Source organism: Promicromonospora sp. NPDC059942 (assembly GCF_042731755.1).
Taxonomy (GTDB): Bacteria; Actinomycetota; Actinomycetes; order Actinomycetales; family Cellulomonadaceae; genus Promicromonospora.
Window position 1 is genome coordinate 15,956 of the sequence record NZ_JBHWLR010000032.1, and the last position, 20,627, is coordinate 36,582.

The window sequence follows — 20,627 nt, forward strand, 5'->3', positions numbered from 1 at the left end:
GGATTAGATTAAAGACTCTAGTTCTTAGTTTAATTTTGATGATGCAAAACGATAAAGACCGTAGTACCCATGTTAAAATCGGTGAAATTGTAGCTTTAGAAAGTATATTAAGTAAAATGGATGAATATGACGGCGGTAATGATTTTCAAAATTTAAAGTACGAAGAATACAAAAAGCGAATTAATAAAAAAGGAAACTAAAGGAATGGAGGGTAAGTATGATAACGATTGAACGACATGATATAAAGAAGTTAGAAGATTATATCAAGAACATAGAACGCTACAGACGAGAGTTAAAAGTAAGAGAGTATGAACTACTAGAAAACCACGAACCCGAGAATGTAGGCGCAGGTAAGAGTAATATACCAGGCAATCCTATTGAGAGAGAATCAATTAAGAAATTAAGCGACAATCGTTACAACAACTTACGTAATATTGTAAAAGGCGTAGATAAGCTCATTTATGAATCTGATGAAGACACACAAGACTTAATGCGCTTGAGATACTGGGAATGTCCGATAGGTTGTAGCGAGTGGGAAGATATAGCTGAATACTTTGGTACAAGTAAGACAAGTATATTAAGACGACGTGACGCAATGATAAATAGATTGGCAGAATTTATAGGTTACGTGTAAGGTGGACTTTTGAAGTGTGTAAGTCCGTTTATAATCGGTGTATTATGATATTGTAAGAATTACCTCACAAGACATAGTGTTTATCCTTTCGCACTATGGTGGGGTATTCAATATCGAAGTGATTGGACAAGTGTTTATCGTCTTTGATTAGACGTTGCGCATCCGATTGCTTAACTATCCGTCAGAGTGGCGGGTAGTTTTATTGAATCTTACAACATGGCTTCCGATACGATGATATGAATACTTGACATGTAATTTTTCTCCTACCTTAATTAGTTATCCGTGAGAACACACGGGTAACTTATTTTTATGTATTGATGTGACATAGAGATGTGACATGAGTACATAAACTCAAATAAATAACAAAACATAATCATTAGGCACTGTTTACGCAGTGTCTTTTTTTATACGTCAAACAAAGGTGTTTAACCGTGAGAGTAGGTGGTAATATACGATGACGAAACTGAATCTTAAACAACAAACATTTGTTGATGAGTACATTAAGACAGGCACTGCTTATCAATCGGCAATCAAGGCTGGTTATAGTGAGAAATACGCAAAATCAAGTAGTCATAAATTGTTGGAAAATGTGGGAATAAAAGCAGAAATAGACAAACGAATGGAAAAACTGAAAAAAGACACGATAGCAGATCAAGACGAAATACTTCAATATCTTACTTCTGTATTACGCGGAGAGGTAACAGACCAAGAGTTGATACCTATTCAGGTTGGCAGAGGCGAAATGGAAGTAGAAGAACTAGAAAAAAGGTCAGACACAAATGCTAGAACTAAAGCTGCAGAGTTATTAGGTAAGCGATATATGATGTGGACAGACAAACAACAAATCGAAACGACTGCGACGGTACAGTTCAATGACGATATCGATTAATCTATCTGAACTGCTACCTAAACACTTTCATGGACTGTGGAAAGCTACTAAGGACAAAGAAAAACTTAACATAGTAGCTAAAGGTGGACGTGGTAGTGGTAAGTCCTCTGATATATCTATTATCATTACACAGTTAATCATGCGTTATCCTATGAATGCAGTTGTAGTACGTAAGACAGACAATACATTAGCTACATCAGTATTTGAGCAAATTAAGTGGGCGATAGAAGAACAAAAGGTGTCGCACCTGTTCAAAGTTAAAGTGTCGCCAATGGAAATCACGTATGTTCCTAGAGGGAATCGGATTATCTTTAGAGGGGCGCAGAACCCTGAGCGATTAAAGTCGTTAAAAGATAGTCGGTTCCCTTTTTCTATCATGTGGATAGAGGAGTTGGCAGAATTTAAGACAGAAGATGAAGTCACAACAATTACTAACTCTATGTTACGTGGAGAACTAGACGACGGGTTATTTTACAAGTTTTTCTTTAGTTATAACCCACCTAAGAGAAAACAATCGTGGGTTAATAAAAAATACGAAACCTCATTCCAACCAGATAACACATTCGTACATCATTCAACGTACTTAGATAACCCTTTTATTTCTAAACAGTTTATACAAGAGGCAGAGAGTGCTAAAGAACGCAACGAACTACGTTATCGTTGGGAATATATGGGTGAAGCCATTGGTAGTGGCGTTGTACCGTTTAATAACTTACAAATAGAAACGATACCCCAAGAAATGATTGACGGTTTTGACAACATAAGGAATGGCCTTGACTTTGGATATGCTGACGATCCGTTAGCGTTTGTCCGTTGGCATTATGATAAAAAGAAACGGGTTATTTACGCTATCGATGAATATTACGGTGTTCAGATTAGTAATAGGCAATATGCAAACGAAATGTGGAAAAGAAAATATCAGTCAGACGACATTTACGCTGACCATGCCGAACCTAAATCAATAGCTGAATTAAAGCGAGAACACGGCATGAAAAAAGTAAGACCGGTTAAAAAAGGGCCTGATAGTAGAGAATATGGTGAACAATGGTTATCTGATTTAGAAGCTATCATAATAGATCCAAAACGTACACCGAATATAGCAAGAGAATTTGAAAACATAGATTATCAAACTGATAAAGATGGAGATATTATTCCTAAATTAGAAGATAAAAACGACCATACAATTGACGCCACTAGATACGCCCTAGAGCGTGACATGAGGCAGAATAAACTTAGCATACTTACGTAAACGAGGTGATTAGCATTAACTGGCCGTGGGATAAACCATATCACGAACAAGTGGTAGAACAAATCAAACCGAAGTATGAAACGCAAGAAGAAATGATATTGCGCTTAGTTAGAGAGCATAAAGAGAATATAGACAATATCACAATGGGTGAAAGATATTATAATCATCACCCAGATATATTAGACGCTCCTTTCAAAAGAGATGTGAACGGCGACTATGACGAAACTAAACCAGACTGGCGCATGTATACTAACTACCATCAAAACTTAGTAGACCAGAAAGTAGCATACGCAGTTGCTAATCCTGTGACATTTGGTGTAGATAATGACAAAGCATTAAAACAAATACAACACACACTTAATCACAAGTGGGATGACAAATTAGTAGATATATTAACTGCTGCAAGTAATAAAGGTATCGAATGGGTTCAACCTTATGTAGATGAAGAGGGAGAATTTAAAACCTTTCGTGTACCTGCAGAACAAGCTGTACCTATTTGGACTAATAAAGAAAGAGATGAACTGCAAGCGTTTATCCGTGTATATGAATTAGACGGAGCAGAACGTGTTGAGTATTGGACTAAAGATGATGTGACATTCTATGAGTTGAAAGAAGGACAACTTATTCCTGATTTCTATCGTAGTGAAGATCATATACAACCTCATTATTATCAAGGTAATAAATTGATGAGTTGGGGACGTGTTCCTTTTATTCCGTTCAAGAACAACCCACAAGAAGTATCTGACTTATTCATGTACAAGACAATCATAGACGCGTTAGATAAGCGATTATCAGACACACAAAACACTTTTGACGAATCAGTAGAGTTAATCTATATCTTAAAAGGTTATGAAGGTGAAGATATGAAAGACTTCATGCATAACCTGAAATACTACAAAGCAATTAGTGTTGCAGGCGAAAGTGGTTCGGGTGTAGACACTATCAAAGTAGAAGTACCTATCGACTCTGTTAAGGAATACACGAAGATGTTACGTGATTACATTATAGAGTTTGGACAAGGTGTAGACTTCCAACAAGATAAATTTGGCAATAGTCCAAGTGGTATTGCACTTAAATTTATGTACAGTAACTTAGACTTAAAAGCTAATAAATTGAAGAACAAAACACTTACTGCATTACAAGAGTTGTTGCAGTACATTATCGACTTCTACAGATTAGATGTGAAAGTGCAAGACATCGAGATTACATTCAACTTCAATGTAATGGTTAATGAGTTAGAAAACTCTCAAATCGCTATGAATTCTACAGGGTTATTATCTAAAGAAACTATTCTTGGTAATCATTCGTGGGTACAAGATCCTGTAGCTGAAATGGAAAGAATAGAGCAAGAAAACATAGAACTCAATCAACAACTCCCTGACATTGAGGAGGGATTGAATGACGAACAACAAAGACAATCCGAAGATAACCAATCAGAATGACATAGATAACTACATCGACAAACTGGTTAATCAAGCAGAGAAAGAAATCGAAATACTATTTGCTAAACGTTTGAAAGAAATCAAACAAGAAATAGCAGATATGTTTTCTAAATATCAATCTGATGATGTATATGTAACGTGGACTGAATTTAATAAATATAACAGGCTCAATAAGGAACTTAACCGTATAGGACAGATGTTGTCACAAGACTATAGAGAGGTCGCTAAGGCTATCAAACAGTCGCAACAGAACGTCTATATCGAAAAGTACATGATGAGCCTATTTTTGTATGAAGTAGCAAGTCAAACGTCTATGAGTTTTGATATACCAACCACACAAACGATACAGAAAGCTATAGAACAACCTATCGAGTTTATTAAGCTGGTACCTACATTACAGAAACATCGTGATGATACATTAAAGCGTATTCGTATGCATATCACACAAGGTATTATGAGTGGGGAGGGCTACTCTAAGATAGCTAAAGCGTTAAGAGATGACTTAGGGATGGCAAAGGCGCAATCAGTAAGAGTAGCACGTACAGAAACAGGACGTGCATTGTCACAAGCAGGGTTAGATAGTGCAATGGTAGCTAAAGACAATGGACTCGATATGAAGAAACGTTGGTATTCTACTAAAGATACACGCACACGTGATACACACAGACACTTAGACGGCACTTCAGTCGATATCGAAGATAACTTTCATTCTAGTGGTTGTGTAGGTCCTGCACCTAAGTTGTTTGTAGGTGTAGCTAGTGCAAAAGAGAACATTAACTGTCGTTGTAAGTTGCTTTATTACATAGATGAAGATGAATTACCTACAACTATGAGAACTAAAGAAGATGGCGTAATACCTTTCACTAACTATAGAGAGTGGGAGAAAGAGAAACGGAAAGGTGGTGCTTGATTATGGAGTTTAATGTGAAGGTTAATGTTGATGCTGATGAAGCAATTGAGAAATTAGAACGTATCAAAAAACTATACGAAGAAATTAATCAATTAAAGAACGATAGACCTGTTGTAAAGGTAGGAATAAGCAACGAAGCTGATACAGAAATAATTAGAAGTTATATTAATGAGAAAAATGCTGAAAATGCAAACTTTAACTTATTCTAGCTAACACTTAAATGTGTTGGCAATTTTTATGCCCAAATCATGCTCAAGGCGTTAAAAGGTGCAAACTCATGGTGGAAAAGACCACCGTAATAAAAAATGTGAGGAGTAGTAATAATGAAAAGAGAATTTTTACGTGGTTTAGGTGTCGAAGAAGATGCTATTCAAAAGATTATCGACGAACATCATGAAGGTTTGCAATCATATAAAGAGAAGGCAGAGAAAGTTGATTCACTAAAAGAACAATTAGACACTGCTAACGAAGAAATTAGAAATCGTGATAATCAAATTGAAGAACTCAAAAATAATGTTGGTGATAACGATGAACTTAAACAAGAGTTAGAAAAATATAAAGAGCAAAACGCCAACTACGATCAAAAACTCAAAGACGTTCAGTTAAATAAAGCTATCGAAGTATCTTTAGCTAAAGAAAAAGCAATTAAACCTGAACAAGTAATCAAACTAATCGATAAAGATAATTTAGAAGTTGATGACAATGGAAATGTCAAAGGATTAGACGATTACATGAGTGAGTTCAAAAAAGAGAATGAGCATTTGTTTGAACAATCTAAACCAAGCGGACGTACGCCGAATGACGGAAAAAGCGTTGCTGGCGGAATAACACAAGAACAGTTCAACAATATGAGCGTAGAAGAAAGAACTGATCTATTTATGAATGATAGAAAAACATACGACGCTCTAATAAACAATTAGAAAAGAGGTTATAACATATGGCACAAGGAACAACAACTAAAAGTACACAAATCGTTCCAGAAGTATTAAAACCTATGATGCAAGCAGAATTAGATAAGAAATTGAGATTTGCACAATTTGCAGACATTGACAGTACATTAGTAGGACAACCAGGCGACACTTTAACTTTCCCTGCATTTGTTTACAGTGGTGACGCTACAGTAGTACCTGAAGGACAAAAAATTCCTGTAGACAAAATTGAAACTAACAGACGTGAAGCTAAAATTCATAAAATCGGTAAAGGTACTGATATTACTGATGAAGCTTTATTATCTGGTTATGGTGATCCTCAAGGTGAAGCAGTACGTCAACATGGCTTAGCCATTGCTAACAAAGTAGATAACGACGTATTAGAAGCTTTACGAGGCACGAAATTAACAGTTAGTGGAGATATTGGTACATTAGCAGGTTTAGAAGCTGCTATTGATACATTTGACGATGAAGATTTAGAACCAATGGTATTATTCATTAACCCTAAAGACGCTGGCAAGTTACGTTCTAGTGCTTCTGCAAACTTCACTCGTGCGACTGAACTAGGCGATAACATTATCGTTAAAGGTGCATTTGGTGAAGCTTTAGGTGCAGTAATTGTACGTTCTAAGAAATTAGATGAGGGCGAAGCTATTTTAGCTAAACGTGGTGCAGTTAAATTAATCACTAAACGTGATTTCTTCTTAGAAACTGACCGTGATCCTTCAACTAAAACAACTGCTTTATACAGTGATAAACACTATGTAGCGTACTTATATGACGAATCTAAAGCAGTTAAGGTTACTAAAGGCGCAGGAACTACAGACTCAGGCGCATAAAAGGAGGTAGTGACGTATGTATAAAGTAATCGAATACTTCACAGACTTACAAGATAACAACTACGAATATAACGTTGGAGATACGTTCCCTCGTAAAGGTTTAAATGTAAGTAATGAACGATTAACTGAACTATCCACAAAAGAGAACCGTCAAAACAAGCCCCTTATTGAGCGTGTAGAGAGCGACAAAGACTTAAAAGGTATGAAAGTATCAGAATTAAGAGAACTCGCTAAAGAACGTGAAATAGAGGGCTTTTCTAGTATGAAAAAAGATGAACTCATTGAAGCATTAGGAAGTGTTGAGTAATGAACGCACAAGACGTTAAATTATTAAACAATCTCTCACTCGATGATACTTCAAATGACGAAACAATCGAATTACTTATTGAAAAGTATCTGAATGTAGCTGAAGAATATTGTAATCAAACATTCAATAGGAAGTCATTACCTAGTAATGTAGAGAAATTCATTGCTAACTGTATTAAACAAGGTACGACTAGCAATATTTCTTCACGTACTATGGGTACTGTGAGCTACACTTTCGTTACTGATCTACCTAAGGAAACATACGGTTACCTTAAACCATTTAGACGCTTACGTTGGACTGGTTATCATGTTTAATCCATTAAATGAGTTTCCTCATACAATCGAATTAGGTTCAAGAGAAGTTGTAGGAGAGTATCCACGTGAACAAGAGCGCTTTAAGAGCGAAAAAACAATACAAGGATTTATGGATACGCCTACTTCATCTGAACAACTCAAGTTTCATCAAATGAACCAATCATACGACAGAAACCTATATACGCCGTACAGCCTGCCAATAACTAACACAAACTTATTTAAACACAACGGTAAAACTTACGAAGTAGTAGGAGAACCTGTCGACCAAGGCGGGCAACAAGAAATCAACTTAACAAGATTGAGAGAATGTCCTATTGGCTAAGGTTAAATACGGAAATTGGGATTTAGTTAAGGAACTTGAGGAGTTTGAAAAAGAAACGATTAGATGGGCTAAAAAAGGTATAGCCAAGACAACAACAATTATTCACAATTCAATAGTTAGTAACATGCCTGTTGATACCGGTTATCTTAGAGAAAGTGTTTCTATGGACTTTAAGAAGGGCGGATTAACAGGCGTTATTAATATCGGCAGTGAGTACGCAGTTTACGTCAACTACGGTACAGGGATATACGCAGTCGGTCCGGGTGGTAGTCGTGCAAAGAATATCCCGTGGCGTTACAAAGACGCAGACGGACATTGGCACACAACTAAAGGGCAACATGCACAGCCTTTTTGGGAACCTGCAATCGATGAAGGTAGAGCGTTTTTCAATAAGTATTTTTCATAAGGTGGTTAAGATATGTGGGTATCAGTAGAACGGTATCTGTTTAACAAGATATATAACAAATTAAAAAGCAACCCTATCATCAAAAAACAGCTTGGTGTTAGGGTTTTTGATTGCGTTCAAAAAGACGCTGTTTACCCATATATCGTTGTGGGTGAAACAAACGTCACTAACAAAGAGACAACGACAAGTATGTTTGAAGATGTAGGCGTTACATTGCATGTTTATAGCCAAGCTAGAAATAGAGATGAAGCCTCACAAATCATCCAATACTTAGGTTTTGTACTTAACTCTGAAATAGAAATAAATAACTATTCATTTATAAAAAGTCGAATTGATACACAAGAAGTGATAACCGACATTGATCAGTACACGAAGCACGGTATCATTCGGCTTATTTTTAAATACAGACACAATACTTTACAAAGGAGTGTAACGAATGGCGCAGAATAAATATATTGCAGCGTTACAAATCGCTGACAAAGATTTAGCGAGCAAGCTAAAAGAAGAAGATGCTATTCTGTTAGCTAGTTTAGCTGAGGGTGGACACACAATCAGTAATGACTTAGCTGAAATGATTACAGGTGGCAAAAAAGACTACGGTCGTAACTCTGTAGAAGAAGAAATCAAGTTAACTGTTGACCGTGTTCCTGGCGACAAAGGTCAAGAAGCTTTAAAAGAGTCAGTTAAAAACTTCAAACAGTTACGTTTATGGATTTGGGAAGTTAAAAAACGTGATGGTAAACATCACGGTACTTTCGCTTATGTAATTGTAGAAGAGCACGAATGGTCATTTGATGATGAGGATGACAAAATCGAAATCACTGCAAAAGTTAAATTTAACAGTGCAGACGGTTCTGTTGATTCATTGCCACCAGAATGGCTCAATCCTAGTGCTGCCGCTCCTACAGTTGAATGGGAAGATATGGGAGCTTATACAGACTCATACGAAAACCGTACACCTAGTGCTGGTGCATAAGTTTTACGAGGGCATTAAGCCCTCTATTTTTTTGTACAAAATAACAGAAAGAGGTTAAAAAAATGACTGAAAATACATTCAATCCTATTACTGAATTAGAAATCAACGGAGAAGAAGTCGAAGCTAAAGCGACTTTCTTATTCGATAAAGCGGCTAAGAAATTTGCTAAAGATGAGCAAGACGAAAATGGTAAAACAACTAAAGTGTCTGGCTTCAATGCTATCTATAACGGCATTTTAGAACGTGATCCAATCGCAATTGCAGACTTTTGGGAATGTGCAACGGCTTATTTAGGTAAAAATGCACCTAAACGTGAAGATATCGAACAAACACTAATGGAAATTATTGATGAAAAACAAGACTCTATCGAATTATTACAAGGTGCATTGCAAGTTTTAAATCATAGTGGTTTTTTCAAGCAGAAATCACGTCTATTCTGGACACAAATGAATTCAGCGCCATCTATGGTCAAAGAAGAAGAGAAAGAGTCTACGAAGAACGGTATCGAGTTCATGAAGAACAATTACAAAGAAATCATGGGCGAGCTACCTTACTAGATTATTCAGAAATACGGCAGATAACCAGTCAATACATAGGCTATCTTCCTTATGATGAATTAATGAGTTTGACGCCTAATGAATGGAAAGACTGGGTTGTAGGTCGTAGATTGGCGTTACTTGATGAACAAGAAACTTTATTATTTGGTGCTCAAGCTAACGGTCTTGTGCAAGCTGGTAAATCACTTAAACGATTACAGAAGCAGTTAGAGCGTGCAAGATACGAAGTACGTGGACAGTCAGAAGAATACGAACGTATGAAAGAGCGTAAGTTAGCACATAACAAACGCATTAGAAATGTTCAGAAACAAGGTACACGACGCTTTATGAATTCATTACGCAATACTAGTCAAAAAGGAGGTTAGCCATGAATAAAAACTTTATGGCTCGTATATCGGCGATCATTACAGATTTCCAACGGAATATCAGAAAAGCTCAACGTATGGCTAAAACTGAAATACCTGACGAGATTGAAACACAAGTCGATGCGAATATCAGTAAGTTTAAACGAGCCTTAAACACTGCAAAAGCAATGGCTCAACGTTGGCGAGAACATACCGTTGATATAGACGGTAACAACAACCCTATCAAACGAGCAATTGCAGTAGTTAAAGAGAAATTACAGCAATTAAGAGATAAAGAAGTAGACATAAAAGGTAACAACAACCCCTTAAAACGTTCAGTATTAGGTGCTAAGGCTATGTTGGCAACCTTACATGATAAAACGGTAAAAGTTAACTTTGATACAAGGGGAATGACAAGAGCTCAAGTATTAACTAGAGCTTTAAGTCAGTCTTTAGATGAATACGGCGACAAAATGGATAGATTAGCTACTCGTATTCGTACATTTGGTACTGTGTTTGGACAACAAATCAAAGGTGTGCTAATCGCTAGTTTTCAAGGTCTTATTCCTATTATAGCTGGTTTAGTACCCGCCATCATGGCAGTAGCTAACGCATTAGGCGTAGTTGCTGGTGGTGCATTAGGTGTAGCTGGTGCATTTGGTATTGCTGCAAGTGGTGCGTTTGCATTTGGTGCTATGGCAGTAAGTGCAATTAAAATGTTGAATGACGGAACATTACAAGTCACTGCACAAACAAGAAGATATCAAGCGTCTTTAGAACAAGTTAAGTCAACTTGGGAAGGCATTATCAAGCAAAATCAAGCACAGATTTTCAACACACTATCTAATGCTTTAGATACAGTTAACGTAGCTTTAGGGCGTATGAAACCATTCTTAGCAGGTATCTCTAAAGGAATGGAACAAGCGTCACAGAGTGTCTTAAAATGGGCTCAAAACAGTCAAACTGCTAGCAAATTCTTTAACATGATGAATACAACAGGTGTTAAGACATTCAACACATTATTAAGTGCTGCAGGACGCTTTGGTGACGGACTTATTAATGTATTCACTCAATTAGGTCCACTATTTTTATGGACTGCTAAAGGCTTAGATAATCTAGGTAAAAAGTTCCAAAACTGGGCTAACAGTGTAGCAGGTCAAAATGCTATTAAATCTTTTATTGAATACACTAAAACTAATTTACCTAAAATAGGTCAAATATTTGGCAATGTATTCATGGGTATTGGTAACTTGATGAAAGCATTTGCTCAAAACAGCTCTAATATCTTTGATTGGCTAGTTAAAATGACTGCTAAGTTTAGAGAATGGTCTGAACAAGTCGGTAAATCTGAAGGGTTTAAAAAATTTGTTCAGTATGTGCAAGAGAATGGTCCAGTCATTATGGATCTAATCGGTAATATCGTAAGAGTTTTGGTTGCATTCGGCACTGCAATGGCGCCAATAGCAAGTGTTATATTAAAAGTAGTAACGGCATTAGCTGGTTTCATAGCTAAGTTGTTTGAAACACACCCTGCTATAGCTCGAATGGTTGGTATAGGTATGATACTCGGTGGTATGTTGTGGGCTTTACTAGCACCAATCATTGCAGTAAGTACATTGCTATCTAATGTGTTCGGTGTAGGTTTAATCCAAGCTATCGGTAAAATGTTAGCTTTTGCTAGAAACACTCAAATACTTAGAAGTGCGTTAAACCTAGTGAAAATCGCATTTAGACTTCTCATGAGCCCTATTAGTACAATTATGCGTATCTTACCTATGTTAAGTGGCGCTTTCCAAGCATTGGGTGTAGCTATAGGCGCGATTTCATGGCCTGTATTGGCTATCATAGGCGTTATCGTTGCTTTAATAGGTATTATTGTTTGGTTATGGAAAACGAACGAGAATTTCAGAAAAACTTGTGTTGAAGCTTGGAACACAATTAAAGATACGATAATGAACGCTGTAAAAACAGTGATTAACTGGTTTAATCAGTTCAGAGCGTCTATCGAACAAACGCTCCAACCAATTATGCCTATCTTACAAATGTTAGGACAAGTTGCAAACCAAGTTCTCGGCTTCTTATTCATCAGCCTCATCAATGGTTTAGTAACTGCTTTCCAATCTCTTTGGACTGTGATTTCAGTAGTATTCACTGCGATAGGTGGAATACTACAAGCTGCTACGCAATTGATTTTCGGTTTGTTTACTGCATTAATACAGCTCCTTACCGGAGATTTTTCTGGCGCTTGGCAAACTTTACAAACTACGATTTCTAATGTAATGACTACGATTTGGAATACCATATTGTCAATTTGGGGCCAAATTTCTAACTTCATATTCAATGTTTTGAACAGAATACTTGGTACTAATATTACAAGTTGGAACCAAATTTGGTCTGCGATTTCAGGTGCAGTTACTAGAATATGGAATACAGTATCAAGTTGGTTTTCACGTGTAGTTTCAACTGTTGCTCAAAAAATGATGCAAGCATTAAGTCGCATCATTTCTGGTGGTGCTCGTTGGGTTTCAAGTATCATTTCTGCGATGAGTAGATTTGTTCAAGGTGTGGTTAGTGGTTTTGTTAGAGTTGTATCACAAGTGGCTTCTGGTATGGGTAGAGCTGTTTCCAAAGTCAGAAGTTTCTTCGGAAAAATGGTATCTGCAGGATTGCATATTGCTTCAGGTATTGCACGAGGTATTGCGAATGGCGCAAGTAGAGTTATAAATGCTGCCGCAAACATTGCTAAAAAAGCAGTTAGTGCAGCTAAAAACGTACTAGGTATTCACTCACCTTCACGTGTATTCAGAGGCATAGGTGGATACATTTCTCAAGGTTTAGGTATTGGTATTATGGAACAAAGCAATAGTGCTATTAATGCCAGTCGTCGTTTAGCGAAAGATGTAACTAACGCATTTAGTCCTGATTTAAACACTGATTTAACATCAGACTTAACAGGTGGATTAAATAGCGATGTGAACGCACATATGAGTAAAGACGTACGTCATAGCATGCAAGAGAACAATAAACCTATCGTTAACGTGACTGTTCGTAATGAGTCAGATATACCGGCCATTAAATCTTACATTGAAGATTCCAACTCAAAAGACGCAAGTTTCGGATTATTTTAAAGGAGTGATTGTTAATTGATATTACATGATGTTGAGGTATACAAAAATAAAGAACGTTTGCGTATTAGTAACAATCGCTTTACTGGTACTGCGTTGAGAGTTGTTTCTTACGATGTTAAAGGTGCAGGCTATGACCGAAAGTTTGATGAAATTGATCGTGTTAACGGTAGATTTCATAATGCTACTAAAGAAGAAAAGAAAAGTATATCTATGACGGTTAGGTACGATGTAGAAAAGATAGCTTACGCTTCTCATTTAAAAGCGAACATACAAGCTATGCTAAGAGGTCATTTTTATCTTAGAGAATTAGCAACGTCCGAAAGTGAAGTTAAATTCGAGAATATATTCGAACCTAAGGAACAATCTTTTGAACTAGAATATGTTGACGGCAGGCAGATACTTGTTGGCTTAGTTAACGAAGTGTCATTCGATACTACTAAAACGTCAGGTGAATTCACACTAGATTTCGAAACGATTGAATTACCATACTTTGAGAGTATTGGGTATAGTACAGATTTAGAAAAAGAGAGTGGTAATTTGAATAAATGGGGTATTCCAGACAAAAATCCGTTCAACACATCTCATAAAGAACGTAGATACACATTTTATGACACTAAAGTGGGCGATGTATATTATGGTGGTACAGCTGAAATAAACCAATTTAACCAAGACAGTGTTGTAGAAATGGTTCTAGGAGAAAACATCAGCAAAAAAGATAGCGACGGTTTTAACTTCTATATGACACATAGCGACATTATGAAAATAAGCGGTTTAGAGTTGAAAGCAGGAGATGTTATAAAATTTGACGGCATCCATGTATATCGTAATAACTTACGCATTGATGATTACAACAAGACGAAACAACAACCTGTGTTAATGCCTGGTTGGAATACTTTCCATACTACTAAGAAACTTCAAAAAATCACGTTTAAACACAAAAGATATTACTTGTAAGGAGGTTGCTTAATTGCCAATTTTATTAAAAACGTTACAGGGCATTGGGCAATCCCTACCTGTAGAAACAAAATTAAATGAGAAATTAAATGAAGATGGCTCCTTAGAAATAGAAATGGTAGAAAACAAAGCTACATTTGACGCTATAGGGGCTATTACTAAAATGTGGACGATTACAGGTGTTGGTGGTGCTGATGACCTAAACGAATACCGTATCGTTATGTTAGACAAAACAACTGTAGGTCAAAAGGAAAAGTTAACAATCAAAGCGCGTCCTGTCGAATTAGATGATCTAAACAATTTAAGAGTATACGAAGTATATAACGGTAGTTTTACAGGAAAAAGCTACTTCGATTTAGTTTTTAAAGATACCGGTTATAAGTATGAATTACACGCTAAGGTTTCATCTTCCAAATTTGAAAATCTAGGTAACCACGATACCAATTTAGAATTATTCAAAAAAGGTTTGGAAAGATATAACTTAGAATATGAATATAACGCCAAAACAAAGACATTTCATTTATATGATATTGTTCAAAGAAAAGCTAACTATTACATTAAAGCAGGTGTCAATGCTAATAATGTAAAAGTCCAAGAAGATGCTTCTAAGTGTTACACATACATCAGAGGTTATGGTGGCTTTGATGAGCAACAAACTTTCAACGAAGCCAGCTTGCAATATGAGTATACACACCCCTTAGCTGACTTAATAGGCAAACGCCATGCACCACCTGTTGTAGATGGACGCATAACTAAAGGGGATACACTCAAAAAAGCTATGGAGTTAGTTATACAAGAAAGTTTAAAAACGTCTGTAACACTAGATTTTATTTCTTTGCAAAAACATTTTAAAGAAGCAGTACCTAGAGTTGGGGATATTGTGAATGTGATTGATGATTTAATAGGTTTAAATGAGTTTGTTAGAATTATCGAAATCACTACGCAACGAGATATTAACAACAAGATTATCAAACAAGACGTAGTGCTTGGGGAATTTAGATTACAAGATAGATACATGAAAGCAGTAAACACTGCTGCAAATTATGTTAAAGCTATTAAGTCTAACAAATCTGATCCAGCTAAAGACTTAAGGATGATTCAAGCTCAAAACAACGCAAATACTAAGACTGCACAAGATTTGCAGAAGAAAACCGATGAAATAAAAAGAAGATTAGAAAGCGCGCATGCTAAGAGTGTTACAACTGCAAACGGTACTATTGTTCACGACTTTACACCTAAGTCTAAGATTAGGAAAGTTAAAACAATAGGTACTATTGGAGATTCTGTCGCTAAAGGTACTGGTGCTAAAACTAACTTTACTCAAATGTTAGCTAAGAAGATAAAGGCTAAATCAACAAACTTAGCTGTTAGTGGTGCGACAATGAGCACAAACAAAGATAATAGCATTTATGAACAAGCGACCAAAATTAAATCTGATTTAATCATTGTGCAAGGTACAGATGATGATTGGACTAATGATATTAATATAGGCACTGATAAAACGGATACTAAAACGTTTTACGGTGCCTTTTATAGTGCTATCACTAAAATCAAGAGTAATAACCCTAACTCTAAAATAATTGTTATGACACCTACTAAACAATGTTATATAAAAGACGGCAAAACCGTAAGAAAAGACACTACTAAGAACGATTTAGGTCACACTTTAGCTGATTATGTAGATGTTCAAATAGACGCTTGTAACGAACTGGATATACCTGTTTATGACGCTTATCATTCAACACAATTCAAACCCAATATACCTTCGTACAGAAAATCGAGTATGCCTGACGGGGTACACCCTAATGAAAAAGGGCACGAGGTCATTATGTACGAATTGATTAAAAACTTTTATGGTTTTTATGGCTAAGGAGGTCAAAAAATTTGAAATTAGATAACTTAATTACGAAACTTCACTCGTACTTTAGTCAAAAGTTTGTAAGTCAACTTGAGAATAACTTCGAACAAATAAAATACTGGACTAATAAAAGTGATGATAGCTTTAACGAGCATTTAACCACTCAAAAAAATGCGCATACAACTGATCAAATCAAACACAAAACTACAAAAGGTAAAGATGTCGTATTATCTAATCATGAAAATTATCAAGATGAACTTATTGAACATCTTGTGTTAGGTCATAACGGTGATGGCAATAACGAATTAAAAGCTAGTCACACATCAATGGACGCTCAAAGTTTCGATTCTTTACACCAACGTCTATATCACGACTTTTTAAGAGAAAGTAACGCTAGAGAAGAACTAAGAGCCGACTTAACTAAGAAAATACAACGTATTGTTAACGTTGATGACTTTGGCGGAGATCCTACAGGTCAAAAGGACAGTACGAAAGCTTTCCAAGACGCATTAGGTAACGGCAATGTACAGGTAACTATGAGTGGCGGTACTTACCTTACAACAGGTATTAAAATGCCTAACAACTCTCGTTTGGTAGGACAAGGTAAAGACATTACTACTATTAAGCTAATGGATAAAACACCAGCAGAGAACATAGGTATCACTAACTTAAAAATGAGTGGCGGAGCTGAAAACATTTCTTTAGAAAGTTTTTCGTTCAATGGGAATAAGTTTAGACAAAATAAAACACTTAAAGCTACCGGTGGCTCTCGTTCATCTAACATTAGATTTGCGGGTGTAACTAATGGATATATCTATAACGTTAAATCATATGACGCTTTACTACACTGTATCGATGTAACATATGCAAATGACAATTATTACTACGAAGGCGATGGAAACAGAGTGCCTTACGCATTAGAAAGTAAGCATATTCATATTGATAATTGTGAGGCATATGGTTGCGGAGATGATGGTATCACTACCCATCACTCTCGTTACATTACAATTTCTAATTGTTATGCACATACACCAACAGGTGGAAGTAATAACAATGGTATAGAAATTGACGATGGCTCACAATATGTGTTCTTATCAAACAACAGAACCAAAGGTAACTTCGGTGGTTTAGAAATCAAAGCACACAGTAACACAAGTGCTGCAAGTGGCGTATTCGTTAACGGTCACGTATCAATCGAAGATACAAGAGCTTACAACATTCGACACATCGGTCATCATAGAGCTAAAACGGACAATAAAAGTTTGACTGCTTATGACGTGGTGCTAAATAATTGCTTAGCTTTAAACCCTAAATACAATGGTGTGTATCCAGGCTCAACACCTAGAGCATTATTAATCAGTGCTTATAGAAATGTTTCTGTAAATAACTTTACAGCTATAGGTGATAGTGATTTCGGAAAATTAGAAGGTGGAAAACTAGATAAAAAACAACCAGCAATAGCCATCCAATTCATGTCCGAAAACATCTCGCTTAATAATATTAATGTGCGTAACTTTAAAAATGCAGAAGTAGATATTAGATTATTTGGCGGAGATAATAGACCGTCTAGAGTATCACTAAATAACATAAATATTTGGAATTCATCTAACAATATCGGTATCGGTGTTGGAAGTAAAATATACGACACTAAAATAACTAATTGTAACTTACACGGCAATGGTTCAGGTATAGGATTACGTTTGACAAATAACCACGCTATGATTAGCGGCGTCACAGCTGATAATTATTCAACTTCTGCATGGATAGCAGGAGAAAAGTACGACACACCACCTACAGTAGGAAAAGGCGGCGCTAGTATAGCGTCTACAGGAAGTGCTGGTGTAGCAAACGCTAGTGCAGTTATTGCATCTACAGGTGGTTCGAAAGCATACAGTAATCGTAGCTTTGTATTAGGTTCTGGTGCTAACTCCAAATCTTATGGTTCACGTAGCGGTATTATCAATTCACTTAATTCTGAAACTGATAAAAAAGGCCATACACAACTGATTATGAATAGTAATCGTGTTAAGTCACCTGGTAACTATCATGTTGTCGCTGGATATGGTTCTAGTGGTAATGCTTCTACATCTAACATTAAATTTGATTTAAGCACTTATTCAGGAAACTTAACTTTAGCCGGTCAACTTAAACAAGATAGTGCCGATATCGCAGAGTTATTTGAGTCACAAAATGGATTAGCAATCGATTTAGGAACTATCGTTACATTAGACGGCGATAAGATAAGAAAAGCGCAACCTAATGACACACCAATTGGCGTTATATCTGGAACTGCCGCGTTGGTAGCGAACGAAAAAACATTCCACCATAAAGATAGATTTTTAAAAAATGAGTATGGAGTAACGATTACAAACAGAAAACAAGTTGAATTTGTAGACGATGAAGGAAATGTTTCTTTCGAATGGCGTGACATACCAGTAGAAAACCCTGAATATAACGACAAAATCGATTATCAATCACGTTCAGAACGACCTGAATGGAATGTAGTCGGATTATTAGGTCAAATCTACACGAACATTGAAAAAGACGTTATACCAGGCGACTATATCAACGGTAGAGCAGGTGTAGGATATAAAGATAATGTGAATGGTAAAGGTCGTGTCATGAAAATAACTTCTGAATACACTGAAGAACGTGGATGTGCAATAGCATTAGTATTGTGGGGTGCTAAATAATGGAATTAGAAAAAGTAGGTAAACTTGATTTAAACGAAGAACCATATTTACAACCGATATCTAATAGAGGTATCGGTTTTTATAATCTCGATAAAAACACTGCTAAATTTCAATTTGTAGTACAAAAAGACAACAAACCTTTGTTAATCAGCGATAAGAATGTTAAAGGTTATGCTTTCTTTAAAGCTGCGAACGGAACAGAAGAAAAACGACCTAGTACATCAGGTGTATTAGACGTAGAATTCATTGATCCAATGAAAGGATTAATAGGTGTTACGGTACCTCAATGGTTTCTGAAAAACGTTGTCGATTCTGAAGTGTTGGGTGAAATTTACTTATCACTCAACGATGTAAACAACGTAGGAAAAGACGACACTGTTGTGTTAGGCACTTTTAAATTCACGGTACGCGACAGTCTTATCAATCAAATCGAAAGTGATATCAAAGTATCTTATATTCGAATGTTTGATGAATTGCGTTCGGAATTAGAAAAGAAAGTGCAACAACTTAAGCAAGATATAGGCGATACACAAACGTTGATTGAATCTATTAAGCAAACAGCTGAAGAATACCTCATTAAAATAAACAAGGCTCAAGCAGACGCTATTGTTTCAATTACAGACGCGTTAATATCGTCTAACCAAAGCATTGACCTAGAGAGAGAAGAAGCTTTAAGACAAATTGATGCTAAACGTGACGCTATCAAAACGGATTATGATTTAGCTTCAGATACATTCCAAAAAACTTATGATAGCAATGTGGACGCTTTTAATTCAAATGTTAATCAAGCTAACACAACAATTGATGAAAAGCTACAAATATTTAATGAAACCCTTGAAAGAGATGGCTTTACTACTCCTGAATATGTAGAAAGTAAGTTTACAGAAAAGGATTGGCAAAAATTTAAATTAACAAATGATGATGGTACTAATTTTTATGATGCCAACCTACAAATAGATTTCGACAATAACGAACAATTAATGTCTTTACCGATAGGAACTAGATATGTTGTTCTTACTTTGAACAATCCAGCTGGAACAAATAATAATGGGTGGTTAACAAAGTACAAAAGAAATGGAGATGCTGTTCTAATACAATACCAACCTTACAATTCAACTGTAATCTACCAAAAAAGATTTTATAAGAGTTGGAGCAAATGGGAACGTGTTGGTTCAGATGTTGTAGATACTGGTTGGATTGATTTACAACTAGTGAACAGTGCGTCGCCTCATAACGACTTAGTTTCCAAAGGTGGATTTACTAGTGCGTACAGAACAATCACACAGAATGGAGTTACTAAGAAAATGTTACGCATTAATGCTACAACTATCAAACATGGACAGACTATTGCACTTTTACCTAAAGAATTCGTCAAAAACTTAATGTTTTTCTCAATAAGTGCACCTAGAAACAAAAACAGCGGACGTATTTCGTTGAACACATCAGGAACAGTGAATTTTGACGCTACTGTAGATCCATCAGCGTGGACTGATACAGATTATATTTACGGTCAATATGAATGGACGGAGTGATGAAATGAAAGTAGTTTATTTATGGAAAAATGGACAAGCAATTATTGTTCACAAAAACGAAGAAGATGAATATGTTTATCCTGATGAAAAATGGACAGAGAACCAACCTCCTCAAGGTATTATCTTACCTTGCTATTATGACGGTAAACAATGGGTTGGACAAACCCAAGATGAGCTAGAAAAGATGTTGCCTGAAGTAGAAATTCCTGTTGATGACAAAGATATTGCTATAGCTAAATTAACTAGCTTAGTTGTCGATTTACAAGAAGAAGTTATGAGTTTGAAGCAGAACATCGCACTAATAACTGAAGAACAAGCAAATCAAAAATTGGGGGAAGCGTAAT

Annotated in this window: 23 protein-coding genes; all 23 read left to right on the top strand. The window is 36.1% G+C overall.

Translation table 11 applies throughout. The features are described from left to right. Positions 1-38 precede the first annotated feature (38 nt). The 23 genes from ACFV9Q_RS27775 (at position 39) to ACFV9Q_RS27885 (ending at position 20,626) form a co-directional block, all read left to right on the top strand. Positions 39-200 carry a hypothetical protein gene (locus ACFV9Q_RS27775; protein WP_230372884.1) on the top strand — a complete coding sequence of 54 codons (162 nt, stop codon included), beginning with the start codon at positions 39-41 and terminating at the stop codon, positions 198-200. A gap of 17 nt (positions 201-217) precedes the next feature. After that, positions 218-634, top strand: coding sequence for a hypothetical protein (locus ACFV9Q_RS27780; RefSeq protein WP_001830279.1), 417 nt, complete (start codon positions 218-220; stop codon positions 632-634). A 454-nt stretch (positions 635-1,088) separates the two neighbouring features. Further along, the gene (locus ACFV9Q_RS27785) at positions 1,089-1,523 is read left to right on the top strand and encodes a terminase small subunit (protein ID WP_237615256.1); all 435 of its coding nucleotides are present in this window, start codon (positions 1,089-1,091) and stop codon (positions 1,521-1,523) included. Further along, positions 1,507-2,772 carry a PBSX family phage terminase large subunit gene (locus ACFV9Q_RS27790; protein ID WP_099837160.1) on the top strand — a complete coding sequence of 422 codons (1,266 nt, stop codon included), beginning with the start codon at positions 1,507-1,509 and terminating at the stop codon, positions 2,770-2,772. The genes ACFV9Q_RS27785 and ACFV9Q_RS27790 overlap by 17 nt, the downstream gene beginning before the upstream one ends. 5 nt (positions 2,773-2,777) lie before the next feature. Further along, the gene (locus ACFV9Q_RS27795) at positions 2,778-4,214 is read left to right on the top strand and encodes a phage portal protein (protein ID WP_316584432.1); all 1,437 of its coding nucleotides are present in this window, start codon (positions 2,778-2,780) and stop codon (positions 4,212-4,214) included. Continuing rightward, positions 4,171-5,124 (top strand): phage head morphogenesis protein, encoded by a 954-nt coding sequence (locus ACFV9Q_RS27800; protein WP_377237099.1) that lies wholly within the window; start codon positions 4,171-4,173, stop codon positions 5,122-5,124. The genes ACFV9Q_RS27795 and ACFV9Q_RS27800 overlap by 44 nt, the downstream gene beginning before the upstream one ends. Positions 5,125-5,138: 14 nt before the next feature. Then, entirely contained in the window at positions 5,139-5,333 is a 195-nt protein-coding gene (locus ACFV9Q_RS27805; protein ID WP_365161642.1) for a hypothetical protein, read from the top strand. 114 nt (positions 5,334-5,447) lie between these two features. Continuing rightward, complete coding sequence (locus ACFV9Q_RS27810; protein WP_103433368.1) at positions 5,448-6,044, top strand: phage scaffolding protein; 597 nt, start codon at positions 5,448-5,450, stop codon at positions 6,042-6,044. A 17-nt stretch (positions 6,045-6,061) separates the two neighbouring features. Continuing rightward, positions 6,062-6,892: a N4-gp56 family major capsid protein gene (locus ACFV9Q_RS27815; protein ID WP_002456894.1), complete on the top strand. Its 831-nt coding sequence runs from the start codon at positions 6,062-6,064 to the stop codon at positions 6,890-6,892. 16 nt (positions 6,893-6,908) lie between these two features. Further along, positions 6,909-7,199, top strand: a complete 291-nt coding sequence (locus ACFV9Q_RS27820) for a Rho termination factor N-terminal domain-containing protein (protein ID WP_002456895.1) — start codon at positions 6,909-6,911, stop codon at positions 7,197-7,199. Next, positions 7,199-7,513, top strand: a complete 315-nt coding sequence (locus tag ACFV9Q_RS27825) for a phage head-tail connector protein (RefSeq protein WP_001830262.1) — start codon at positions 7,199-7,201, stop codon at positions 7,511-7,513. Before ACFV9Q_RS27820 ends, ACFV9Q_RS27825 begins: the two co-directional genes overlap by 1 nt. Then, positions 7,506-7,835: a phage head closure protein gene (locus ACFV9Q_RS27830; protein WP_377237100.1), complete on the top strand. Its 330-nt coding sequence runs from the start codon at positions 7,506-7,508 to the stop codon at positions 7,833-7,835. Before ACFV9Q_RS27825 ends, ACFV9Q_RS27830 begins: the two co-directional genes overlap by 8 nt. Next, positions 7,828-8,241, top strand: a complete 414-nt coding sequence (locus ACFV9Q_RS27835; RefSeq protein WP_001830232.1) for an HK97-gp10 family putative phage morphogenesis protein — start codon at positions 7,828-7,830, stop codon at positions 8,239-8,241. Before ACFV9Q_RS27830 ends, ACFV9Q_RS27835 begins: the two co-directional genes overlap by 8 nt. Positions 8,242-8,253: 12 nt before the next feature. Continuing rightward, positions 8,254-8,691 (top strand): DUF3168 domain-containing protein, encoded by a 438-nt coding sequence (locus ACFV9Q_RS27840; RefSeq protein WP_377237101.1) that lies wholly within the window; start codon positions 8,254-8,256, stop codon positions 8,689-8,691. Beyond that, entirely contained in the window at positions 8,678-9,217 is a 540-nt protein-coding gene (locus ACFV9Q_RS27845; protein ID WP_002456898.1) for a tail protein, read from the top strand. The genes ACFV9Q_RS27840 and ACFV9Q_RS27845 overlap by 14 nt, the downstream gene beginning before the upstream one ends. A gap of 62 nt (positions 9,218-9,279) precedes the next feature. After that, on the top strand, positions 9,280-9,774 hold the full coding sequence (locus ACFV9Q_RS27850) for a tail assembly chaperone (protein WP_002470856.1): 495 nt from the start codon (positions 9,280-9,282) through the stop codon (positions 9,772-9,774). Positions 9,775-9,836: 62 nt separating this feature from the next. Continuing rightward, on the top strand, positions 9,837-10,139 hold the full coding sequence (locus ACFV9Q_RS27855; RefSeq protein WP_001830305.1) for a hypothetical protein: 303 nt from the start codon (positions 9,837-9,839) through the stop codon (positions 10,137-10,139). A 2-nt stretch (positions 10,140-10,141) separates the two neighbouring features. After that, positions 10,142-13,246 carry a terminase gene (locus tag ACFV9Q_RS27860; protein WP_099840929.1) on the top strand — a complete coding sequence of 1,035 codons (3,105 nt, stop codon included), beginning with the start codon at positions 10,142-10,144 and terminating at the stop codon, positions 13,244-13,246. A gap of 15 nt (positions 13,247-13,261) precedes the next feature. Beyond that, complete coding sequence (locus tag ACFV9Q_RS27865) at positions 13,262-14,200, top strand: phage tail domain-containing protein (RefSeq protein ID WP_237629880.1); 939 nt, start codon at positions 13,262-13,264, stop codon at positions 14,198-14,200. 13 nt (positions 14,201-14,213) lie between these two features. Beyond that, positions 14,214-16,070: an SGNH/GDSL hydrolase family protein gene (locus tag ACFV9Q_RS27870; protein ID WP_001830292.1), complete on the top strand. Its 1,857-nt coding sequence runs from the start codon at positions 14,214-14,216 to the stop codon at positions 16,068-16,070. Between the two features lie 14 nt (positions 16,071-16,084). Beyond that, positions 16,085-18,751: a peptidase G2 autoproteolytic cleavage domain-containing protein gene (locus tag ACFV9Q_RS27875; protein ID WP_001830294.1), complete on the top strand. Its 2,667-nt coding sequence runs from the start codon at positions 16,085-16,087 to the stop codon at positions 18,749-18,751. After that, the gene (locus ACFV9Q_RS27880; RefSeq protein WP_001830265.1) at positions 18,751-20,283 is read left to right on the top strand and encodes a BppU family phage baseplate upper protein; all 1,533 of its coding nucleotides are present in this window, start codon (positions 18,751-18,753) and stop codon (positions 20,281-20,283) included. The genes ACFV9Q_RS27875 and ACFV9Q_RS27880 overlap by 1 nt, the downstream gene beginning before the upstream one ends. Beyond that, a complete protein-coding gene (locus ACFV9Q_RS27885) occupies positions 20,267-20,626 on the top strand; it encodes a hypothetical protein (protein ID WP_002439241.1) in 360 nt (119 codons plus the stop codon). Before ACFV9Q_RS27880 ends, ACFV9Q_RS27885 begins: the two co-directional genes overlap by 17 nt. Position 20,627 lies beyond the last annotated feature (1 nt).